Below are 17,895 nucleotides of genomic sequence, written 5' to 3'. Positions count from 1 at the left end.
TCAAACAACAATTACTGCTGCGGCTTGACGGCTTGGCCTGCATACAACACCGGTCCGGTTGGCTTGGGCGAGCCAGTTTGCGGTTCCAGCGTGATCTCGAATGTCGGCTCCGCGCTCAGCGGCGGCAGCTGCTCCAGCGACAGTTTCAATTGACCGTCCTGCTCCAGCAAACCGAGCGACACCGGTGCAGTCCAGCCCGGTGCGGATATCCATAATTGCAGCGCCTTGCGGTTGGCGACGATGGTGTCGTGCAGCGGCGTCAGCGTCAGTTGGCGGTCCGCGCTCACGGAGGCGATCCAGCCGGCGTTGCGGTCCTGCGGCGCCGACAACACCGCCACCCAGGCAGGCCCAGGCGGCTCGGGACGCAGCACCAGCAGCGCGCCCAAGCCGATGCAGGCCGCCAGCGCGATGCCGGCCAGCCAGCGCCAGATGCTCACACTATTCCACCAGCGTTCCATCACGACCCGTAACGCACCATGTCCAGCCACTCCAGCAACGGAATGGTGGCCGGCAGCAGCGGTTCGACGCCGACCGCGCCTTGCCAGGCGAAGGCCTGGTTTTCCAGGCTTTGCGGCTCGCCGCTCCAGTCGCGGCTGATGAAGAAATGCAGCCGCACATGCGCGTGCTCGTACACGTGCTCGACGCCGCACCATTCCTCGGCGCTGTTGATGGACAGGCCCAGTTCCTCGACGAACTCGCGCTTGAGCGCCTGCAGCACGGTCTCGCCCGGATCGACTTTACCGCCGGGGAATTCCCAATAACCTTCGTACGGCTTGCCGGCCGGGCGCTGGCCCAGCAGCACGTCGCCGTTGGGCTTCATCAGGATGCCGACGGCGACATCGACCGGCTTGACCTTCACGTCCGCGCCGCTCATGCCTGCTTCCCGGCGAAATCCTTGGCGAACTGCCAGGCCACGCGGCCCGAGCGCGAACCGCGCTGCAAGGCCCAGCGCAAGGCGTCGGCGCGCGAGGCTTCGATCTGCGCCTCGCTGCAGCCCAGCGACGACAGCCAGTGGCCGACGATGGCCAGGTAGTCGTCCTGCTTGAACGGGTAAAAGGTCAGCCACAGGCCGAAGCGTTCGGACAGCGAGATCTTCTCTTCCACCGTCTCGCCGGGATGCAGGTCGCCGTCCTCGTCGTGCTTGTAGCTCATGTTGTCGGACATACGCTCCGGCATCAGGTGGCGGCGGTTGGAGGTGGCGTAGATCAGCACATTGTCCGACTGCGCCGAGATGCTGCCGTCCAGCGCCACCTTCAGCGCCTTGTAGCCGCTCTCGCCTTCCTCGAACGACAGGTCGTCGCAGAAGATGATGAAGCGCTCCGGCCGGCCCGCCACGATGTCTACGATGTCCGGCAACTCGGCCAGGTCGGCCTTGTCGACTTCGATCAGGCGCAGGCCGTCCTTGCCGAACTGGTTCAGGCAAGCCTTGATCAGCGAGGACTTGCCGGTGCCGCGCGCGCCGGTCAGCAGCACGTTGTTGGCCGGCTTGCCCTGCACGAACTGGCGGGTGTTCTGCTCGATCTGCTCTTTCTGCGGGCCGATGTGCTGCAAGTCGTCCAGCGCGATCGGCGACACGTGGGCCACCGCGTGCAGATAACTGGCGCCGCCGCCGTTGCGTTTGCGCCAGCGGAAAGCGAAGCCCAGCTTCCAGTCCGGCTCACGCGGCGCTTGCGGCAGCACCGCCTCCACGCGCGCCAGCAAGGCCTCGGCGCGCACCAAGAATTGTTCGAGAGGCGTCGCCATCTTAGGAACGGTAATCGGCGTTGATGCTCACGTAGTCGTGCGACAGATCGCAGGTGTAGACGGTGGCCGCAGCCGCGCCGCGCGCCAGCTTGACGCGTACCAGGATCTCGCTCTGCTTCATCACGCGCTGGCCGTCTTCTTCCTTGTAGTCCGGATTGCGGCCGCCGTTCTTGGCCACCCACACGTCGTCCAGGTACAGATTCAGTTTGCTGACATCGAGGTCGTCGACGCCGGCATAGCCGATGGCGGCCAGGATGCGGCCCAGGTTAGGGTCGGAAGCGAAGAACGCGGTCTTGACCAGCGGCGAGTGGCCGATCGAGTAGGCGATCTTGCGGCACTCTTCGACGCTGGCGCCGTCTTCCACGGTGATGGTGATGAACTTGGTTGCGCCCTCGCCGTCACGCACGATGGCCTGCGCCAGGAACAGCGACAGTTCGGTCACGGCAGCCGCCAGTTGAGCGTATTCAGGTGTATCGACCGAGTTGACTTCCAGCGTGCCGGCGCCGGTGGCGATCAGCATGAAGGAGTCGTTGGTCGAGGTGTCGCCGTCGATGGTGATGCAGTTGAACGACTTGTCGGCCGCCTGCTTGACCAGCACGTCCAGCACCGGCTGCGCCACCTTGGCGTCCAGCGCCAGGTAGCCCAGCATGGTCGCCATGTTCGGCTTGATCATGCCGGCGCCCTTGCTGATGCCGCTCATGGTCACGCTGTGGCCGCCGATGGTGACGGTGCGCGAGCCGGCCTTCGGCTGCGTGTCGGTGGTCATGATGGCTTCGGCGGCGCTGTACCAGTTGTCGGCCTTCAGGCCGGCGACCGCTTGCGGCAGGCCGGCGATCACTTTGGCGGCCGGCAGCGGCTCCAGGATCACGCCGGTGGAAAACGGCAGGATCTGCGACGCTTCGCAGCCCAGCTGCGCGGCCAGCGCGGCGCAGGTCTCATTGGCCAGCGCCAGGCCCAGTTCGCCGGTGCCGGCGTTGGCGTTGCCGGTGTTGATCAGCAGCGCGGCGATCGGCTTGCCGCTTTCCTTGGCGGCCGCCAGGTGGGCCTTGGCGATCTGCACCGGCGCGGCGCAGAAGCGGTTCAGCGTGAACACGCCGGACACGGTGGCGGTGGGCGCCACTTTCATCACCAGCACGTCCTTGCGGTTCGGCTTCTTGATGCCGGCTTCGGCAAAACCGATTTCGATGCCGGCTACAGGCTTCAGTGCGGAGGCGACGGGCAGAGGGGAATTGACGGCCATATGAGTGTTCTCGTGAGTGGAAAGTGGGAGCCGCTATTGTAATACCTGACGGACAAAATGGCGCATCGCATCAATGTCACTGACGGTTTGCATGATTCATCCGCAAGTTTGCTCAAAAAGCACTAGAAGGATGTCATACAACACCATGAATTCATTGAAGAAATCGTTATTTTCAACTTAAAAGCCACAACAAATTAGTACGGTTGTTCTAATTTAAATAAAATGATTTCATGCCGTATGGAAATTAGTTTAAGGTCTAGCCCGAGTGCCCCATCCCCGCATGTCACGAGACAAACAAGGCGACACGATCGCCCATAGCACCAAACAACTGACAACAAATCAAAGGATACCGACCACATGAAAAAGCAACTTCTAGTAGCTGCCGTACTTGCCGCCACCGCCTCCATGCAGGCACAAGCTGGCCCCCTGGGCGACGAGAACCTGACCATCAGCGCCTTCGGCACGCTGGGCGTGGCCCAGAGCAATACCGACCAGGCGCAATTTGCCCGCTACAACCAGGCCGAAGGCGTGAGCGACAAGGCCAAGATCGGCCTCGACACCAACCTGGGCCTGCAAGCGACCTACCGGATCAACGACTGGCTGTCCGGCACCGCGCAGATCCTGACCCGCAAGAACACCAGCCCGACCTTCACCACCGACCTGACCTGGGCCTTCCTGAAAGCCCGCATCAACGACGAAACGAGCGTGCGCGTCGGCCGCGTGGTGGTGCCGACCTTCCTGATCTCGGACTACCAGAACGTCGGCTACGCCAACACCATGATGCGTCCTCCGATTGAAATGTACGGCCAGGCGCCGATCGAAAACGTCGACGGCGCGGACGTCAACTTCCAGCGCGCCTTCGGCGACTTCAACTTCACCGCCCAGGCCTTCGCGGGCGTCAGCCGCGGCAAGCTGTTCGTGCCGACCGCCGCCGGCGCCGTCGCGACCTACCGCGCGCCTGCCGCCGGCATCACCTTCATCGGCGAATACGGCCCCTTCCTGGTGCGCGTCGGCCACGCCCGTGCCGACCTGAAGACCAACGACCTGGGTCCGATCAACAGCCTGACCGCGACCTTGTCCCAGTTCGGCTTCAAGCAGCTGGCCAATGACCTCGGCCTGACCGAAGGCAAGAAGATCGCCTTCACCTCGCTGGGCGCCACCATGGACTGGCACAACATCGTGGTCCAGACCGAATACGCGCAACGCCGCGCCAAGGAAGCGGTGTACATCCCCGACACCAACGCCTGGTACACCATGGTCGGCTACCGCGTCGGCAAGGTCCTGCCTTACTACGCCCACGCCGCCGTGCGCGACGCCGGCAGCTCGGTGACCCCGCCTGCGACCCTGCCGAAGAACAGCCCACTGGGCGCCGCCGTGTATGGCCTGTTGCCAGCGACGGAACAATCGTCCGACCTGATCGGCGTGCGTTGGGACTTCGCCAAATCGATGGCGCTGAAAGTGCAGGTCGACCGCGCCAAGCCTAAGACCAAGGGCGGCTCGCTGATCTTCGTCAAGCCTGGCTTCAACAACAACGTCACCGTGGTCGCCGCGGCGATCGATTTCGTCTTCTAATCGGGAGTCCACAACATGAAAAAATTGATCATCGCTGCGTTGCTGTCGTCGTTCGCCGCAGCCGGCGCCTCGGCGGAAACCGTTGTCATCGTCAGCCAGAAGAACCCGGCGACCCGCATGTTCTCGGAACAGGCATCGCAATTCTTCCTCGGTAAATCCAACCTGTTCACGCCGGTCGACCAGGCCGAAGGTTCGCACATCCGCGCCGACTTCTACCAGAAGGTCGCGGAAAAAGACCCGGCCCAGGTCAAGGCCCTGTGGTCCAAGCTGGTGTTCACCGGCAAAGCCACGCCGCCGAAGGAATATCCGAACAACGCCGAGGTGAAGAAAGCAGTTGCTGCCGATCCCAAGGCGATCGGTTATATTGACAAGTCGGCAGTGGACGACACCGTCAAAGTGATCCTGACCCTGCCTTAACCTCCAGGTAGCCCTGGCACCCTGCCGTCCCGCGTGGACGGCAGGTACGTGCGCTCCTGGCATCGCCACAAGGAGTGTACGTTTTGAGTCTATCGCTGCGCGCGAAATTTCTGCTGCTGAGCGCCGTCATCCAGGCGCTGGTGGTTGGCCTGCTGATCTGGAACAGCCTGCGCCTGATGAACCAAGCCGTCAGCACCAACGCCGAACGCGTGGCCCGCGAGTACGCGGTCACGCTCAACCTCTCCCTCAGCCCCTACGCCACGCGCGGCCGCCTGTCCGAACTGACCAACTACCTGACCGAAATGCTGTCCGATCCGGACGACAGTTTCGTGCGCTACCTGGTCATCCTCGACGAAAACGAAAAACCCATCATCGAAGCCGGCAAGCGCAAAGGCCCGTTGCCGGAGCTGCTGCGGCAAGGCGGCGGCAGCAGCTTCAAAGGCGTGCGCACCCTGCTCGACGACACCATGCTGCACGCGCGCTCGCCGCTGCTGTTGCGCGACAACCGCGTCGGCTCCATCAATTTCGGCCTCACCACCAAGGACCTCAAGCAGGCGCGCGACGAGGTGCTGCTGCAAGGCGGCGTGATCTCGCTGATCGGGCTGGCGCTGGGCGTGGTGCTGTTCTACGCCTTCACCCACGGCATCGGGCGCCGCCTGCACGCGCTGACCGACCAATCGCAGCAAATGGCGCTGGGCGACTACAACAAGGCGCTGCCGGTCGAGGGCGACGATGAGATCGCGGTCTTCACGCGCACGCTGAACGCCATGAGCGCGGCGCTGCGCGAACGCATCGCGCAGCTGGAGCAATCGCAGCTGCGGCTGTCGGAATCGGAGGCGCGCTTCAAGACGCTGTTCGACATGGCGCCGCTGCCGCTGACGGTGTCGGACCGCGACGGCCGCATCGTCGCCGCCAACCGCGCGGTCACGCACACCTTCGGCGCGGGCGCCGCCAACCTGATCGGCAAGCGCAGCGACGAAGTGCCGTTCTGGGCCAGCACGCTGGAGCGCGACCGCATCTGGAAAATGTACCAGACCGACGGCGCGGTGCACGGCGCCATCGCCGGCGTGTTGCTGCCCGATGGCAGCGTGGGCAGCGTGGCGATCTGGTCGTCCTCGCTGACCCTGGACGGCAACGACTCCATCATCTGGGCGCTGCTGGACCTGACCGAGGAACTCAACGCCAAGCGCGAACTGAAGGACTTGAACGTATCGCTGGAGTCGCGCGTGCGCGAGCGCTCGGCGGCGCTGGAACGCGCCAACGCCGACCTGAGCACGGCGCTGGAGACTTTGCAGCACACCCAGGACGAGCTGCTGGCGGCCGAGAAAATGGCCTCGCTCGGGTCGCTGGTGGCGGGCATCGCGCACGAGCTCAATACGCCGATCGGCAACAGCCTGCTGGCATCGACCGCGCTGCGCGACCGCGTGGTGGAGTTCGACCTGCACGTGGCGGCCGGCGCGCTGCGGCGCTCGGAGCTGACCGCGCACCTGGAGGAAGTGCGCCTGGCCAGCCAGCTGATTTCCGGTTCGCTGCACAAGGCGGCGGAGCTGATCTCGTCGTTCAAGCAGATCGCCGTCGACCAGACCAACGACCAGCGCCGCAGGTTCGACCTGCTGTCTGCGGTGCACGACACCATGGCCACCTACATGCCGCGCCTGCGCCGCGCCGAGTGCGAGGTGGTGCTGCAGATCCCGGAACGACTGAGCTTCGACTCCTATCCCGGCGCCTTGTACCAGGTGCTGAATAACCTCGTCAACAACACGCTCAACCACGCCTTCGACCAGCGCAAGGGCGGTACCATCACCGTGCGCGCGGAAGCGGTGGACGACGACATCGTCGAGCTGATGTTCAGCGACGACGGCGTCGGCATGCCGGACGATGTGCTGCGGCGCGTGTTCGATCCCTTCTTCACCACCAAGATGGGCCAGGGCGGAACGGGGCTGGGGATGAACATCGTCTACAACATCGTCACTGGCGTGCTGGGTGGACGCATCACCATCGATTCCGCGCCCGACGTGGGCACGGCGGTACGCATGCTGCTGCCGTACTCCGCGCCGCAGAAGGACGCGGCCCGTTAACCTGCCCCCAGGCGGGCGCGCGCCGCTTCCACGTGGCGCTCGCTGACGGCCACCGTATCGCCGCAGCGCAGCGCCAGCAGGTAGCTGCCGTCGCCGACCACGGACATCGAGGAAAACTGCTCCGCACCGACGATGGCGCGGCGGTGCACGCGGACGAAACGCGCCGGGTCCAGGTGTTCTTCAAGTCGGCTGAGCGGCATGCGGTACAACACACAGCGCTTCTCCAGGTGCAGCTTGACGTAGTTGCCGTCCGCCTCCAGCCACTGCACGTCCTCAAGCCGTATGCACTCGATGCGTCCGATCGAACGCACGCTGACCTGATGCCAGTAGCCTGCCGGCGCGGCCGGCGGCTGGGCGGCGACGTAGGCGCGCAGGGCCGGCGCGAAACCGGCCAGCTGGCGCTGCGCCAGCATCGCCGCCGCTCGCTCCAGCGTCTGCGCCAGGCGGGCGTCGTCGAAAGGCTTGAGCAGGTAGTCCAGCGCATGCACTTCGAAGGCCTCGATCGCGTAGACGTTGTACGCGGTGACGAACACGATCAGCGGCGGCTCCGCCATCGCGCTCAGACTGCGCGCGAGGTCGATGCCGGATTCCTTCGGCATCTGCACATCAAGGAACACCAGGTCCACCTCCTGCCGTGCCAGCAGCTCGCGGGCGGCGGCGGCGCTGGCGCATTCGCCGGCCACCTCCCACTGCGGGTGCCGCGCCAGCGCATAGCGCAAGTTGATGCGCCCCGGTTCTTCGTCATCGACCAGCAGGACACGCATCGTCGTCACTCCTTCGGGTACAAAGGCATGCGGATCGCCACTTCGAAGCGGCCGTTGTGCAAGGCGCTGTCCAGCGACGCCTCGCCGCGATAGGCCAGCTGCAGACGCGCCCGCGTGTTGGCCAGCCCCATGCCGAGTCCCGGATTCGGCGACGCGTCCGCCGTGACCGGATTGCTGATGCGGATGTGCAGTTGCGCTCCTTCGAGGTGCAGGTGGATGCGGATATCGCTGTCCTCTTCGTGACAATCCAGGTCGTGACGCAAGGCGTTTTCGATCAACGGTTGCAGCAGCAGCGGCGGACATTCGCCGCCATGGACGTCGCCGATATCCATCTGCACTTGCAAACGCGCCCGGTAGCGCAGGCGCTGCAAGGCGAGATAGTCGCCGACGAAAGCCAGCTCCTCGTCGACGCTGACCCAATCGCGGCCGCTGGCCGTCAGCGCGTAGCGCAGCAGATCGCTCAGGCGGTTGATGCCGTTCAGCGCGAGGTCGCCGTCGCTGGTGCGCACCAGCGCGCTGATCGCGTTCAGGGCATTGAAGATGAAATGCGGCTCCAGCTGCGCGCGCAAGGCCAGCATGCGCTGGCGTTCCAGCTCCAAATTCAGATGCAGGTTGTCGGTCAGCGCCTGCTGCCAAGCCTTGTCCCGCGCCTGGCTGCGGCGCCAGATGCAAATCGCGGTGACGGCCGTGTAGGTACCGGTCGACCAGGCGAATTCGAGGAACACATTAAAACCGTGCGGCGACAGGAACAGGCGCCAGGCATGGGCCAGGTCCAGCACCCCGTCGGCGCGCACCGCGTCCAGCATCGCCATGTAAACCAGCTGTAGCGGCAGGAAGATGAACACCACCATCGCGTAGCAGCGCGCGATGGCGCGGGCGCTGCCAATCAATTCGGGCCGACGCCGGAAGACCAGGTACAGACCGAAACTGAGCGTCATCATCAGCACGTGATTCAGGTCCCAATTCAGCATCACGCGGCCATAGCTACGATTGCCGCCTTCGCGCAGCACGTCGCTGTAGACGCTGGCCGCGCCGACCGCGCACAGCAGGCCCCACACCAGTAGATTGACCAGCAAGGTGTTGCGCACTTCGCGCCATGTGAGGGAAGGTTGATCCATGGCGGCGAGTATATCAGCCGCACAGGCAGCCAAAATGCGTGGCGGCTGGACATCGTCACGGCAATCCGGGCGCTCGTCACAAAGGCGGTCTGACGCGGCCGGTCCGGCGCGATACTCTGCGCCGGATTAACTTTACGCATACCTCATGAAGCCTCTTTTACTGCTCTGCCTTGCGGCGAGCGCGAACGCGCAGGAAGCCACCGACATGCAGCGGGTTGACATCACCGGTTCCGCCGCCCAGGCCCTGCGCCGCAACGATACGGCGGCCAGGATCGTCGTCGGCCGCGCGGACATCGACCTGTATGGCGACACCACGCTATCCGCCCTGCTCAAGCGCCAGCCCGGCATCTCGGTGGCCGGCGGCGAGGTGCGCATGCGCGGCCTGGGCGCAGGCTATACGCAGTTGCTGATCAACGGCGAGCCCGCGCCGCAGGGCATGTCCATCGACGCCATCTCGCCCGAACTGATAGAGCGCGTCGAGATACTGCGCACCGCGTCGGCCGAATACAGCGCGCAGGCCATGGCGGGCAGCATCAACGTCATCCTGCGCAAAGGCAGCCGCGCGCAGCGAGACCTGAAGCTGGGCATCGAAAACCTGCAAGGCGTGACCGGCCCTTCCGCCACGATGCAGGTCGCCGACCGCGACGGCGCTCTTTCGTACGGCCTGGCCGGCACGCTGAGCGACACGGGTTTCCGCAACACGCCGACCACCACCGAACGTGTGGAAGAACCGGCGGCGCTGCGCACCTTCGCGGAACTGAGCACATCGCACCAGACCAAGCTGAATCTGGCGCCGCGCCTGAACTGGACTCTGGCAAACGGCGACACGCTGGCATGGCAAAACCTGCTGGACCTGTACCGCACCAACGGCCACGGGGACTCCCGCGAAACCAGCATCTACGGCGCATCGACCACCTACCCGAACAGCGATTGGCGCGCGCTGTCTCACACGGCCTTCCTGCGCAGCGGCGTGACATGGACGCACGCGGCCGGCACGGACGGCAAGCTGAGCGTCAAGCTGGGCTTCGACTACAACCACCGCAACACCGACTACGCCTTCCGCGGCGCCAGCGCGGATGGTACGCCACTGTTCACACGTGCAGTCACATCGAGCGCCGACGACGACAGCATCACCACCAGCGGCAAATACCTGACCCGCCTGCGCGCAGCACACAGCCTCGCCATCGGCTGGGACGGCGCCGACACGCGCCGCAACGAGATGCGTCGCCAGGACGACAGCTCGGCCAGTGGCGCGGCGCTGGGCCGGCTGCTGCAAGAGTACGAGGCGCGTGTGCGCCGCATCGCCCTCTTCGCCCAGGACGAATGGGACGTGACGCCTCGCCTGCAAGCCTATCTCGGCCTGCGCTGGGAGGCACTGGACACCCGCACCGACGGCGCCCTGCTGACTGCCGTGCAAAACCGCTCCAGCGTTTTCAGTCCGGTGGCGCAGATGATGTGGAAGCTGCCGAACCAGGAGCGCGACCAGGTGCGGCTGGCCCTTGCCCGCACCTACAAGGCGCCGCCAACCCGCGACCTGCTGCCGCGCCGCTACACCATCAACAACGACAACGGCCCCACCAACCCGGACGTGCAGGGCAATCCCGACCTGCGGCCGGAACTGGCGTGGGGACTGGACGCGGCGTATGAATCGTACTTCGGAAAAGAAGGCTCGCTGAGCGTGTCGGCCTACGCGCGGCGCATCCGCGACGTGACGGTGCAGCGCCTGTTCGAACAAAACGGCTCGTGGGTGACGACGCCGTTCAACGGCGGCAAGGCCAAGGTGGCCGGCATCGAGTTCGACGCCAAATTCCCGCTCAGCGCGTGGCCGGCCGACGTGCGCATCAACGCATCGCGCAACTGGTCGCGGCTGGACGCGGTGCCTGGACCGGACAATCGCCTCAGCGCGCAAATCCCTTTCAGCGCCAACGCAGGCTTCGACTACCGCCCCGCCGGCGCGCTGACGCTGGGCTTCAATGCAGGACTACAGACCGGCGGCATGGTTCGCGTCAGCGAAAAGCTGGCCAGCTACAGCGGCGTAACGCGCACCCTGGACGCCTACGCGCTGTGGAAGTTCGACAGCAAATCACGACTGCGCCTGTCGCTGCTGAATGTCCTGCACCAGGACCAGCTGCTCGGCCAGTTCTACGCCGAAGGCAACGCCAGCACAGCGCGCACCTCCGGCACACCCACCCGCGCCGGCATCCGCGCCATCTACGAGCGCCAGCTTTGAGCACCTTGCTCGGCAGCCGGTAGTGGTTCAGTTTGAAAACCAGCTTGTAACTTAAAGGTGTGCATGCACACCTTTAGACGTATTCTGAATCGCCACGACCACTGTAGACACTCCTGAGCCATAATTTAGGCATCCAGTTGGCCATTGACGGCTAACATCATGTACCACAACGTCTGCCGCATCCACGAGTCTCAACGCGCAACTCCAGCGACGGGGGCGGGGACGGGGATTGCAGGATTTGATCGAAGTCTTGCGGATGGCAGAAACGGCACAAAAAAATCATACCTGACACCGAATCAAACTGAACCACTACACGATAGCGCACATAATTGACAAGCTAGTTAATCCGGTTTAGCATTGATCTACCACTCATCCCTTGTAGTGTCATTAAGTTGGCTCTTACTAGGGACGGAAGAGCCGCTCTCATGGGCGGCTTTTTCACATCCAAAGCGAGCAAGCTGGTGTGTACAAACAAAGCGCCAAGCGGGAGAACTGTAGCCTACGTCGATGGCTATAACCTTTACTATGGACGCTTACGCGGCACACGATTCAAATGGCTTGATATCGTGAAGCTCTTCGAAGCATTACTCGTGCAACGAGACCAGAACGAAACTCTGGAGAAGGTCATTTTTTTCACTGCACCAGCGTTCGCCACACACGGAACGGCTTCCGTAGCAGCTCAGTCCGCATACCATCGAGCATTGAAGGCGATTTATGGCGATCGCTTTGAAATCGTCTTGGGCAGCCATGCATACGACAAAGACGGTGCTTTACTGCCGGTATTTATTGAGGGACAACCTTACGACCGAACCAACCGCGTGCGGGTATGGAAACTGGAAGAGAAGAAGACGGACGTCAACCTTGCGATCCGCATGTACAGGGATGCTGCCAGAGGGCGGTGTAATCGTATGATTTTAATGTCGAATGACAGCGATGCCGAGCCGGTATTGGCGGCTGTTAGAGCGGACTTTGAAGAAATAATGATTGGGCTGGTGACGCCAGTTCATCCGCCTGTCCCAGGGACAAACATACGCAGGCGAACAAGTGGTTCACTTTCAAAATATTCGCACTGGAATGTCGTGCATCTCACTAGCGCTCAGCTAGATGATGCTCAACTGCCACCTACGGTTCCAACCAAAAAGAAACCAATACAAAAACCATTGCACTGGTAATGCTCGCGAGCAGGGGAATTTTCGTTACGCGATAAAAAAACCGGAGACTAGCTCCGGTTTTTTATTTATGCCAGCTTGCCGTGGCAGGCCTTGTACTTCTTGCCGCTGCCGCATGGGCATGGGTCGTTGCGTCCGACCTTCAAGCCCATCTCCATCAGCTGCTCGGCGGTTAGGCCTTGCAGCTCCGGTGGCAGGTTGCCCAGTACCGGTGCTGGCGCCAGCAGTTCTTCCGGCGCCGCGTTCGGGTTGAAGTCGGCATGCTGGTAGCTCACGTTTTCAACGTGCGACTGCTGCATTGCCGCTTCGGCCGCATCGATCTCTTCGCGCGACTGGATACGGACCGTCATGATCAGCTTGACCACTTCGTTCTTGATCATATCCAGCATCTGGCCGAACAGTTCGAACGCTTCGCGCTTGTATTCCTGCTTGGGGTTCTTCTGTGCGTAACCGCGCAGGTGGATACCCTGGCGCAGGTGATCCAGCGCCGCCAGGTGTTCGCGCCAGTGGCTGTCCACGCTTTGCAGCATCACGTTGCGTTCGAAGCCGCCGAACGATTCCTTGCCGACGATGTCGATCTTCGACTGGTACAGCGCATCGGCTGCCGCCAGCACGCGTTCCAGGATGTCATCGTCGTTCAGGTTCTGTTCGCTTTCCAGCATGGCGCGCAACGGCAAATCGATCTGCCATTCCGCCGCCAGCGATGCTTCCAGGCCCTTGATGTTCCACTGCTCTTCGACCGATTCCGCCGGCACGTATTCGCGCACCAGGTCGGTGAAGGCGCCGTGGCGCAGGGACTGGATCAGTTCCGAGATGTCGGTCGCTTCCAGCAGCTCGTTACGCTGCTGGTAGATCACTTTGCGCTGGTCGTTGGCGACGTCGTCGTATTCCAGCAGCTGCTTACGGATATCGAAGTTGCGTGCCTCGACCTTGCGCTGTGCGGACTCGATCGAACGCGAGACGATGCCCGCTTCGATAGGTTCGCCTTCCGGCATCTTCAGGCGGTCCATGATGGCGCGCACGCGGTCGCCCGCGAAGATGCGCAGCAACTGGTCGTCCAGCGACAGGAAGAAGCGCGACATGCCAGGGTCACCCTGACGTGCGGCGCGGCCGCGCAGCTGATTATCCACGCGGCGCGATTCGTGACGCTCGGTGCCGACGATATGCAGGCCGCCGGCAGCAACCACCTGCTCGTGCAATGCCTGCCAGCCGTCGCGCAGTGCTTTCGATTGCGCTGCCTTATCGGCGTCGCTCAGTTCAGCGTTGGCTTCAACGAACTGGATCTGCTTCTCGACGTTACCGCCCAGGACGATGTCGGTACCGCGACCGGCCATGTTGGTGGCGATGGTGATCGCTTTCGGGCTACCTGCCTGGGCGATGATTTCCGCTTCACGGGCATGCTGTTTGGCGTTCAGGACGTTGTGCGGCAGGCCGCCCTTGGTCAGGATGCCCGACAGCAGTTCCGAGTTTTCGATCGAGGTGGTACCGACCAGCACCGGTTGGCCGCGGTCGTAGCATTCGCGGATTTCCAGCATCATGGCGTTGTACTTCTCGGCCGACGATTTGTAGACCTGGTCCTGACGGTCCTTGCGCTGCGAAGGACGGTTAGGCGGGATCACCACGGTTTCGAGGCCGTAGATTTCCTGGAATTCGTAAGCTTCGGTATCGGCGGTACCGGTCATGCCGGCCAGCTTGGCGTACATGCGGAAGTAGTTCTGGAAGGTGATCGAGGCCAGGGTCTGGTTCTCGTTCTGGATCTTCACGCCCTCTTTCGCTTCGACTGCCTGGTGCAGGCCGTCGGACCAGCGGCGGCCCGTCATCAGACGGCCGGTGAATTCATCGACGATCACCACTTCATTGTTCTGCACCACGTAGTGCTGATCCTTGAAGTACAGCGCGTGCGCGCGCAGCGCCGCGTACAGGTGGTGCACCAGCGTGATGTTGGCCGAGTCGTACAGCGACGCGCCTTCCGGCAGCAGACCCATTTTGGTCAGGATCGCTTCGGCTTTTTCGTGACCGGCTTCGGTCAGCAGCACCTGGTGGGCTTTTTCGTCCTTGGTGTAGTCGCCAGGGACTTCAACCTTGCCCTTGCCGTCCGGTGTTTCCTCGCCGACCTGCAAGGTCAGCAGGCGTGGCAGCTCGTTGATCTTGTAGTACAGGTCGGTGTGGTTCTCGGCCTGGCCGGAAATGATCAGCGGAGTGCGGGCTTCGTCGATCAGGATCGAGTCGACTTCATCGACGATGCCGAAGTTCAGCACGCGCTGCACGCGGTCGCGGGCTTCGAACACCATGTTGTCGCGCAGGTAGTCGAAACCGAATTCGTTGTTGGTGCCGTAGGTGATGTCGGACGCGTAGGCCGCCTGCTTGGTGGCATGCTCCATCTGCGACAGGTTGATACCGGTCGTCAGGCCCAGCCAGCTGTACAGCTTGGCCATGGTTTCCGCGTCGCGCTGCGCCAGGTAATCATTGACGGTGACGATGTGCACGCCCTTGCCCGACAGCGCGTTCAGATAGGCCGGCAGGGTCGCGGTCAGGGTTTTGCCCTCGCCGGTGCCCATTTCGGCGATCTTGCCGTAGTGCAGAACCATGCCGCCGATCAGCTGCACGTCGAAGTGGCGCATCTTGAAGACGCGCTTGCTCGCTTCGCGGCAGACGGCAAACGCCTCGGGCAGGATCGCGTCGAGCGATTCGCCATTGGCGATGCGTTCCTTGAATGCAGGCGTCTTCGCTTGCAACTCGGCGTCGGACAGTTTTTCCATCGCCGGCTCGAGCGCATTGATCTCGCGTACCGTTTTTTGGTATTGCTTGAGCAGCCGCTGGTTGCGGCTACCGAAAATCTGGGTCAGTAATGACATGCTTGAATTCTTGAAAAAACGCCGTTAAAAAAAGCTCTGTAGGGGAAAAACGCCTTACCGCACGGAGTTCGACTATGGCAAAAGACGGTGATTTTATCATGCGTCCGCGCCTACATTGGGTTATTGACCGGTTTAACAATAGCCCAACAGTGAACAATGTCACAAAATTAAGCTATTTTAACCGGTGGTGACGTATTTTTGCCGCTGTGATATGTTGCTGCACATGCGATTCAACTCTTCCAACGTCTCTATCAAACGCCACACTCCCGTCGGGGCGACCGATTTCCTGCGTCGCGACGACAAAATGGCCGCCCTGCTGCCGGCCATCCAGCGCATGGCCTCGTTGCAAAAAGACTGTGCGGCGGCCCTGCCGGCCATGTTCAAGTACTGCGAAATCCTGGCTTTTGAGGATGGTCAGCTGATTTTATCGCTGCCGAATGCGGCGCTGGCGGCCAAGCTCAAGCAGCAACTGCCCAAGCTGCAGGACACGCTGGCGCAGCGCGGCTGGCAGGTGCACGGCGTGAAATTGAAGGTGCTGATGACCAAACCGGCCGAGATCAAGGAGCAGATGCGCTCGCTGTCGCTGACGGAAGCGGCCGTGACGGCCTTCGACGAGCTGGGCGATACGCTGGAGGCCACCCCGCAGAACGCCACGCTGATCGCGGCGCTCAAGGCGATGGTGGCCAAGCGGCGTCCGACCTGAACCCCGCACGACGATCCGCTCGGGGTCTGACCCCGCGGGGTCAGACCCCTGCCTTAGCGGGTTAAGTTAGCGCCCACTCGCGCGCCATCTGGCGCAGATAGGATGGTGGCGCGACTTCATTGGTCTCGAACGAGACGATTTCATAGGCATCCGGATGCTTGAGCAGCTCCAGCAGCAGCTGGTTGTTCAGCGCGTGGCCGGATTTGTGCGCCTCGTAACTGGCCAGCAGTGGGTGGCCGACCAAATACAGGTCGCCGATGGCGTCCAGGATCTTGTGGCGCACGAACTCGTCGTCATAGCGCAGCCCGTCCGAGTTGAGAATACGGTACTCGTCCATCACGATCGCGTTTTCCAGCGATCCACCGCGCGCCAGGCCTATGCCGCGCAGCATTTCCACGTCCTGCATGAAGCCGAAAGTGCGCGCGCGGGCCACGTCGTGCACGTAGGAGACGTCGCCGAAGTCCACATGGGCGCGCTGCTGGGTGCCATCGACCGCCGGATGGTTGAATTCGATGAAGAAGTCCAACTTGAAGCCGTTGTACGGCGTCAAACGGGCCCATTTTTCCTTGTCGCCCGTGCCCTCGCGGATTTCCACCGGCTTCAGCACACGGATGAATTTCTTCGCGACCGGCTGCTCCTGCACGCCAGCCTGTTGCAATAAATACACGAACGACGAGGCCGAACCGTCCATGATGGGGATTTCTTCGGCGCTGACTTCGATGTACAGATTGTCCAGGCCGAGGCCGGCGCAGGCCGACATCAGGTGCTCGACGGTCGAGACGCGGGCGCCGTCCTTGACCAGCACGGAAGCCATGCGGGTGTCGCCCACCGCCATCGCGCTGGCCGGGAACTCCACCACCGGGCTCAGGTCGACGCGGCGGAACACGATGCCGGTGTCCGGCGCGGCCGGGCGCAGGGTCAGCTCGACCTTGGTGCCGGAGTGCAGTCCGACACCCGTGGTGCGGACCAGTTCTTTGATAGTGCGTTGTTTTAACATCCGACGATTATAGCGAAGTTGGGTCCGCCGCGCTGTCGGCGGAGTTTCCCATCGTTAAGGATGCTCGGCTTCCGCGTGGACCGATTCGCGCCGCACCAGGTAGATGCCGCTGGCGATGATGATGCCGGCGCCGAGCAGCGTGTAGCCGTCGGGCAGCGTATGCCACAGCAACCAGTCGATCGCCACGCCCCAGGCCAGCGCCGAATATTCGAACGGCGCCACCACCGAGGCCTTGCCGGAGCTGAAGGCGCGCGTGATCGCCAGCTGGCCGAGGAAGCCGCTCAGCGCCAGCGCCAGCAGCACCCAGCCGTCTTCGGCGCGCACCGGCACCCAGTGGCTGGCCGACATCGCCAGGCCGCCGGCCGCCATCAGCAGCAGGTACCAGAACATCATCGACTCGTTGCTGTCGGTGCGGGCCAGCACGCGGCTGGTGATCGCGGCCATCGCATAGCAGGCGGCCGAACCCAGCAGCGCCAGCCCGCCCAGGGTCAAAAAGCCCGTACCTTCGGGACGCAGCACCACCAGCACGCCGAGCAGGCCGACCACGATGGCGACCCACTGGCCGGCGCCGACCTTCTCTTTCAGCACGAACACCGACAACGCGGTGATCAGCGACGGCGCGATGAAGAAGATCGAATACGCCTCGGCCAGCGACAGCGCCTTGAGGCCGTAAGCGAACGAGGTCAGCATCGCGATGCCGAGCAGGCTGCGGAACACGTGCATGCCCCAGCGCACCTGGAAGATGCCGCGGAAGGCGCCGCGATACAGCATGTAGCCGCACAGCAGCGGCAGCGAACTGAGCGCGCGCATGGCGGTCACTTGCGTGGCGGGATAGTGGGAGGACAGCACCTTCATGGTGGTGTCCATGAACGAGAACATGGCGACCGCGGCCAGCATCGCGTAGATGCTGCGCAGGTTTTCCGAGCGGGTAGCGGTGGACAGGGGAAGCTCCTTGCGGCAGGTCCGTGCGGACCACTGGGAACGTCATCATGGCGACGTCCGGAGCCAG

Annotated in this window: 15 protein-coding genes; 6 read left to right on the top strand and 9 right to left on the bottom strand. The window is 63.1% G+C overall.

Translation table 11 applies throughout. The features are described from left to right. Window positions 1-11: 11 nt before the first annotated feature. From V6M89_RS00765 to argJ, 4 genes are read right to left on the bottom strand one after another with little or no spacing between them, the layout of a single operon-like run. Window positions 12-437: an anti-sigma factor gene (locus V6M89_RS00765; RefSeq protein ID WP_442881940.1), complete on the bottom strand. Its 426-nt coding sequence runs from the start codon at window positions 435-437 to the stop codon at window positions 12-14. A gap of 20 nt (window positions 438-457) precedes the next feature. Continuing rightward, window positions 458-874 (bottom strand): NUDIX domain-containing protein, encoded by a 417-nt coding sequence (locus V6M89_RS00760; RefSeq protein ID WP_332851364.1) that lies wholly within the window; start codon window positions 872-874, stop codon window positions 458-460. Continuing rightward, on the bottom strand, window positions 871-1,743 hold the full coding sequence (locus V6M89_RS00755) for an ATP-binding protein (protein WP_332851363.1): 873 nt from the start codon (window positions 1,741-1,743) through the stop codon (window positions 871-873). Before V6M89_RS00755 ends, V6M89_RS00760 begins: the two co-directional genes overlap by 4 nt. Before the next feature lies 1 nt (window position 1,744). Beyond that, entirely contained in the window at window positions 1,745-2,983 is a 1,239-nt protein-coding gene (argJ, locus tag V6M89_RS00750) for a bifunctional glutamate N-acetyltransferase/amino-acid acetyltransferase ArgJ (protein ID WP_332851362.1), read from the bottom strand. A 357-nt stretch (window positions 2,984-3,340) separates the two neighbouring features. Between argJ and V6M89_RS00745 the strand changes: the two genes are divergently transcribed. From V6M89_RS00745 to V6M89_RS00735, 3 genes are all read left to right on the top strand, one after another. Continuing rightward, window positions 3,341-4,555, top strand: coding sequence for a porin (locus V6M89_RS00745; RefSeq protein ID WP_332851361.1), 1,215 nt, complete (start codon window positions 3,341-3,343; stop codon window positions 4,553-4,555). Window positions 4,556-4,570: 15 nt separating this feature from the next. Beyond that, window positions 4,571-4,972 (top strand): hypothetical protein, encoded by a 402-nt coding sequence (locus tag V6M89_RS00740; protein ID WP_332851360.1) that lies wholly within the window; start codon window positions 4,571-4,573, stop codon window positions 4,970-4,972. A gap of 74 nt (window positions 4,973-5,046) precedes the next feature. Next, complete coding sequence (locus V6M89_RS00735; RefSeq protein WP_332851359.1) at window positions 5,047-7,050, top strand: sensor histidine kinase; 2,004 nt, start codon at window positions 5,047-5,049, stop codon at window positions 7,048-7,050. On the opposite strand, the gene V6M89_RS00730 is transcribed toward V6M89_RS00735, so the two are convergent. Both V6M89_RS00730 and V6M89_RS00725 read right to left on the bottom strand, forming a co-directional pair. Further along, the gene (locus V6M89_RS00730) at window positions 7,047-7,814 is read right to left on the bottom strand and encodes a LytR/AlgR family response regulator transcription factor (RefSeq protein WP_332851358.1); all 768 of its coding nucleotides are present in this window, start codon (window positions 7,812-7,814) and stop codon (window positions 7,047-7,049) included. The two genes, V6M89_RS00735 and V6M89_RS00730, sit on opposite strands and share 4 nt — an antisense overlap. 5 nt (window positions 7,815-7,819) lie before the next feature. After that, window positions 7,820-8,932 carry a sensor histidine kinase gene (locus V6M89_RS00725; protein WP_332851357.1) on the bottom strand — a complete coding sequence of 371 codons (1,113 nt, stop codon included), beginning with the start codon at window positions 8,930-8,932 and terminating at the stop codon, window positions 7,820-7,822. Between the two features lie 145 nt (window positions 8,933-9,077). Between V6M89_RS00725 and V6M89_RS00720 the strand changes: the two genes are divergently transcribed. Together V6M89_RS00720 and V6M89_RS00715 are read left to right on the top strand one after the other, a co-directional pair. Beyond that, window positions 9,078-11,162, top strand: a complete 2,085-nt coding sequence (locus V6M89_RS00720; RefSeq protein WP_332851356.1) for a TonB-dependent receptor plug domain-containing protein — start codon at window positions 9,078-9,080, stop codon at window positions 11,160-11,162. 425 nt (window positions 11,163-11,587) lie between these two features. Beyond that, window positions 11,588-12,334 carry an NYN domain-containing protein gene (locus V6M89_RS00715; RefSeq protein WP_332851355.1) on the top strand — a complete coding sequence of 249 codons (747 nt, stop codon included), beginning with the start codon at window positions 11,588-11,590 and terminating at the stop codon, window positions 12,332-12,334. 65 nt (window positions 12,335-12,399) lie between these two features. On the opposite strand, the gene secA is transcribed toward V6M89_RS00715, so the two are convergent. Continuing rightward, a complete protein-coding gene (secA, locus tag V6M89_RS00710) occupies window positions 12,400-15,186 on the bottom strand; it encodes a preprotein translocase subunit SecA (RefSeq protein ID WP_332851354.1) in 2,787 nt (928 codons plus the stop codon). A 223-nt stretch (window positions 15,187-15,409) separates the two neighbouring features. Between secA and V6M89_RS00705 the strand changes: the two genes are divergently transcribed. Continuing rightward, window positions 15,410-15,889, top strand: coding sequence for a DciA family protein (locus tag V6M89_RS00705; RefSeq protein ID WP_332851353.1), 480 nt, complete (start codon window positions 15,410-15,412; stop codon window positions 15,887-15,889). Between the two features lie 61 nt (window positions 15,890-15,950). Here V6M89_RS00705 and lpxC read toward each other — a convergent pair whose 3' ends face one another. Then, a complete protein-coding gene (gene lpxC, locus V6M89_RS00700) occupies window positions 15,951-16,886 on the bottom strand; it encodes a UDP-3-O-acyl-N-acetylglucosamine deacetylase (RefSeq protein ID WP_026335041.1) in 936 nt (311 codons plus the stop codon). A 54-nt stretch (window positions 16,887-16,940) separates the two neighbouring features. Then, the gene (locus V6M89_RS00695; protein ID WP_332851352.1) at window positions 16,941-17,783 is read right to left on the bottom strand and encodes a DMT family transporter; all 843 of its coding nucleotides are present in this window, start codon (window positions 17,781-17,783) and stop codon (window positions 16,941-16,943) included. Between the last annotated feature and the right edge of the window lie 112 nt (window positions 17,784-17,895).

It is taken from the genome of Duganella sp. S19_KUP01_CR8 (assembly GCF_036688705.1).
Taxonomy (GTDB): Bacteria; Pseudomonadota; Gammaproteobacteria; order Burkholderiales; family Burkholderiaceae_D; genus Rugamonas.
This window is presented reverse-complemented; position numbering and strand designations above follow the sequence as displayed.

Bases quoted from the DNA above. Each gene is read 5' to 3' on its own strand.
- V6M89_RS00760 (WP_332851364.1), bottom strand. From the start codon at position 874: ATGAGCGGCGCGGACGTGAAGGTCAAGCCGGTCGATGTCGCCGTCGGC.
- V6M89_RS00755 (WP_332851363.1), bottom strand. From the start codon at position 1,743: ATGGCGACGCCTCTCGAACAATTCTTGGTGCGCGCCGAGGCCTTGCTG.
- argJ (WP_332851362.1), bottom strand. From the start codon at position 2,983: ATGGCCGTCAATTCCCCTCTGCCCGTCGCCTCCGCACTGAAGCCTGTA.
- V6M89_RS00745 (WP_332851361.1), top strand. From the start codon at position 3,341: ATGAAAAAGCAACTTCTAGTAGCTGCCGTACTTGCCGCCACCGCCTCC.
- V6M89_RS00740 (WP_332851360.1), top strand. From the start codon at position 4,571: ATGAAAAAATTGATCATCGCTGCGTTGCTGTCGTCGTTCGCCGCAGCC.
- V6M89_RS00730 (WP_332851358.1), bottom strand. From the start codon at position 7,814: ATGCGTGTCCTGCTGGTCGATGACGAAGAACCGGGGCGCATCAACTTG.
- V6M89_RS00725 (WP_332851357.1), bottom strand. From the start codon at position 8,932: ATGGATCAACCTTCCCTCACATGGCGCGAAGTGCGCAACACCTTGCTG.
- V6M89_RS00720 (WP_332851356.1), top strand. From the start codon at position 9,078: ATGAAGCCTCTTTTACTGCTCTGCCTTGCGGCGAGCGCGAACGCGCAG.
- V6M89_RS00715 (WP_332851355.1), top strand. From the start codon at position 11,588: ATGGGCGGCTTTTTCACATCCAAAGCGAGCAAGCTGGTGTGTACAAAC.
- secA (WP_332851354.1), bottom strand. From the start codon at position 15,186: ATGTCATTACTGACCCAGATTTTCGGTAGCCGCAACCAGCGGCTGCTC.
- V6M89_RS00705 (WP_332851353.1), top strand. From the start codon at position 15,410: ATGCGATTCAACTCTTCCAACGTCTCTATCAAACGCCACACTCCCGTC.
- lpxC (WP_026335041.1), bottom strand. From the start codon at position 16,886: ATGTTAAAACAACGCACTATCAAAGAACTGGTCCGCACCACGGGTGTC.
- V6M89_RS00695 (WP_332851352.1), bottom strand. From the start codon at position 17,783: ATGCTGGCCGCGGTCGCCATGTTCTCGTTCATGGACACCACCATGAAG.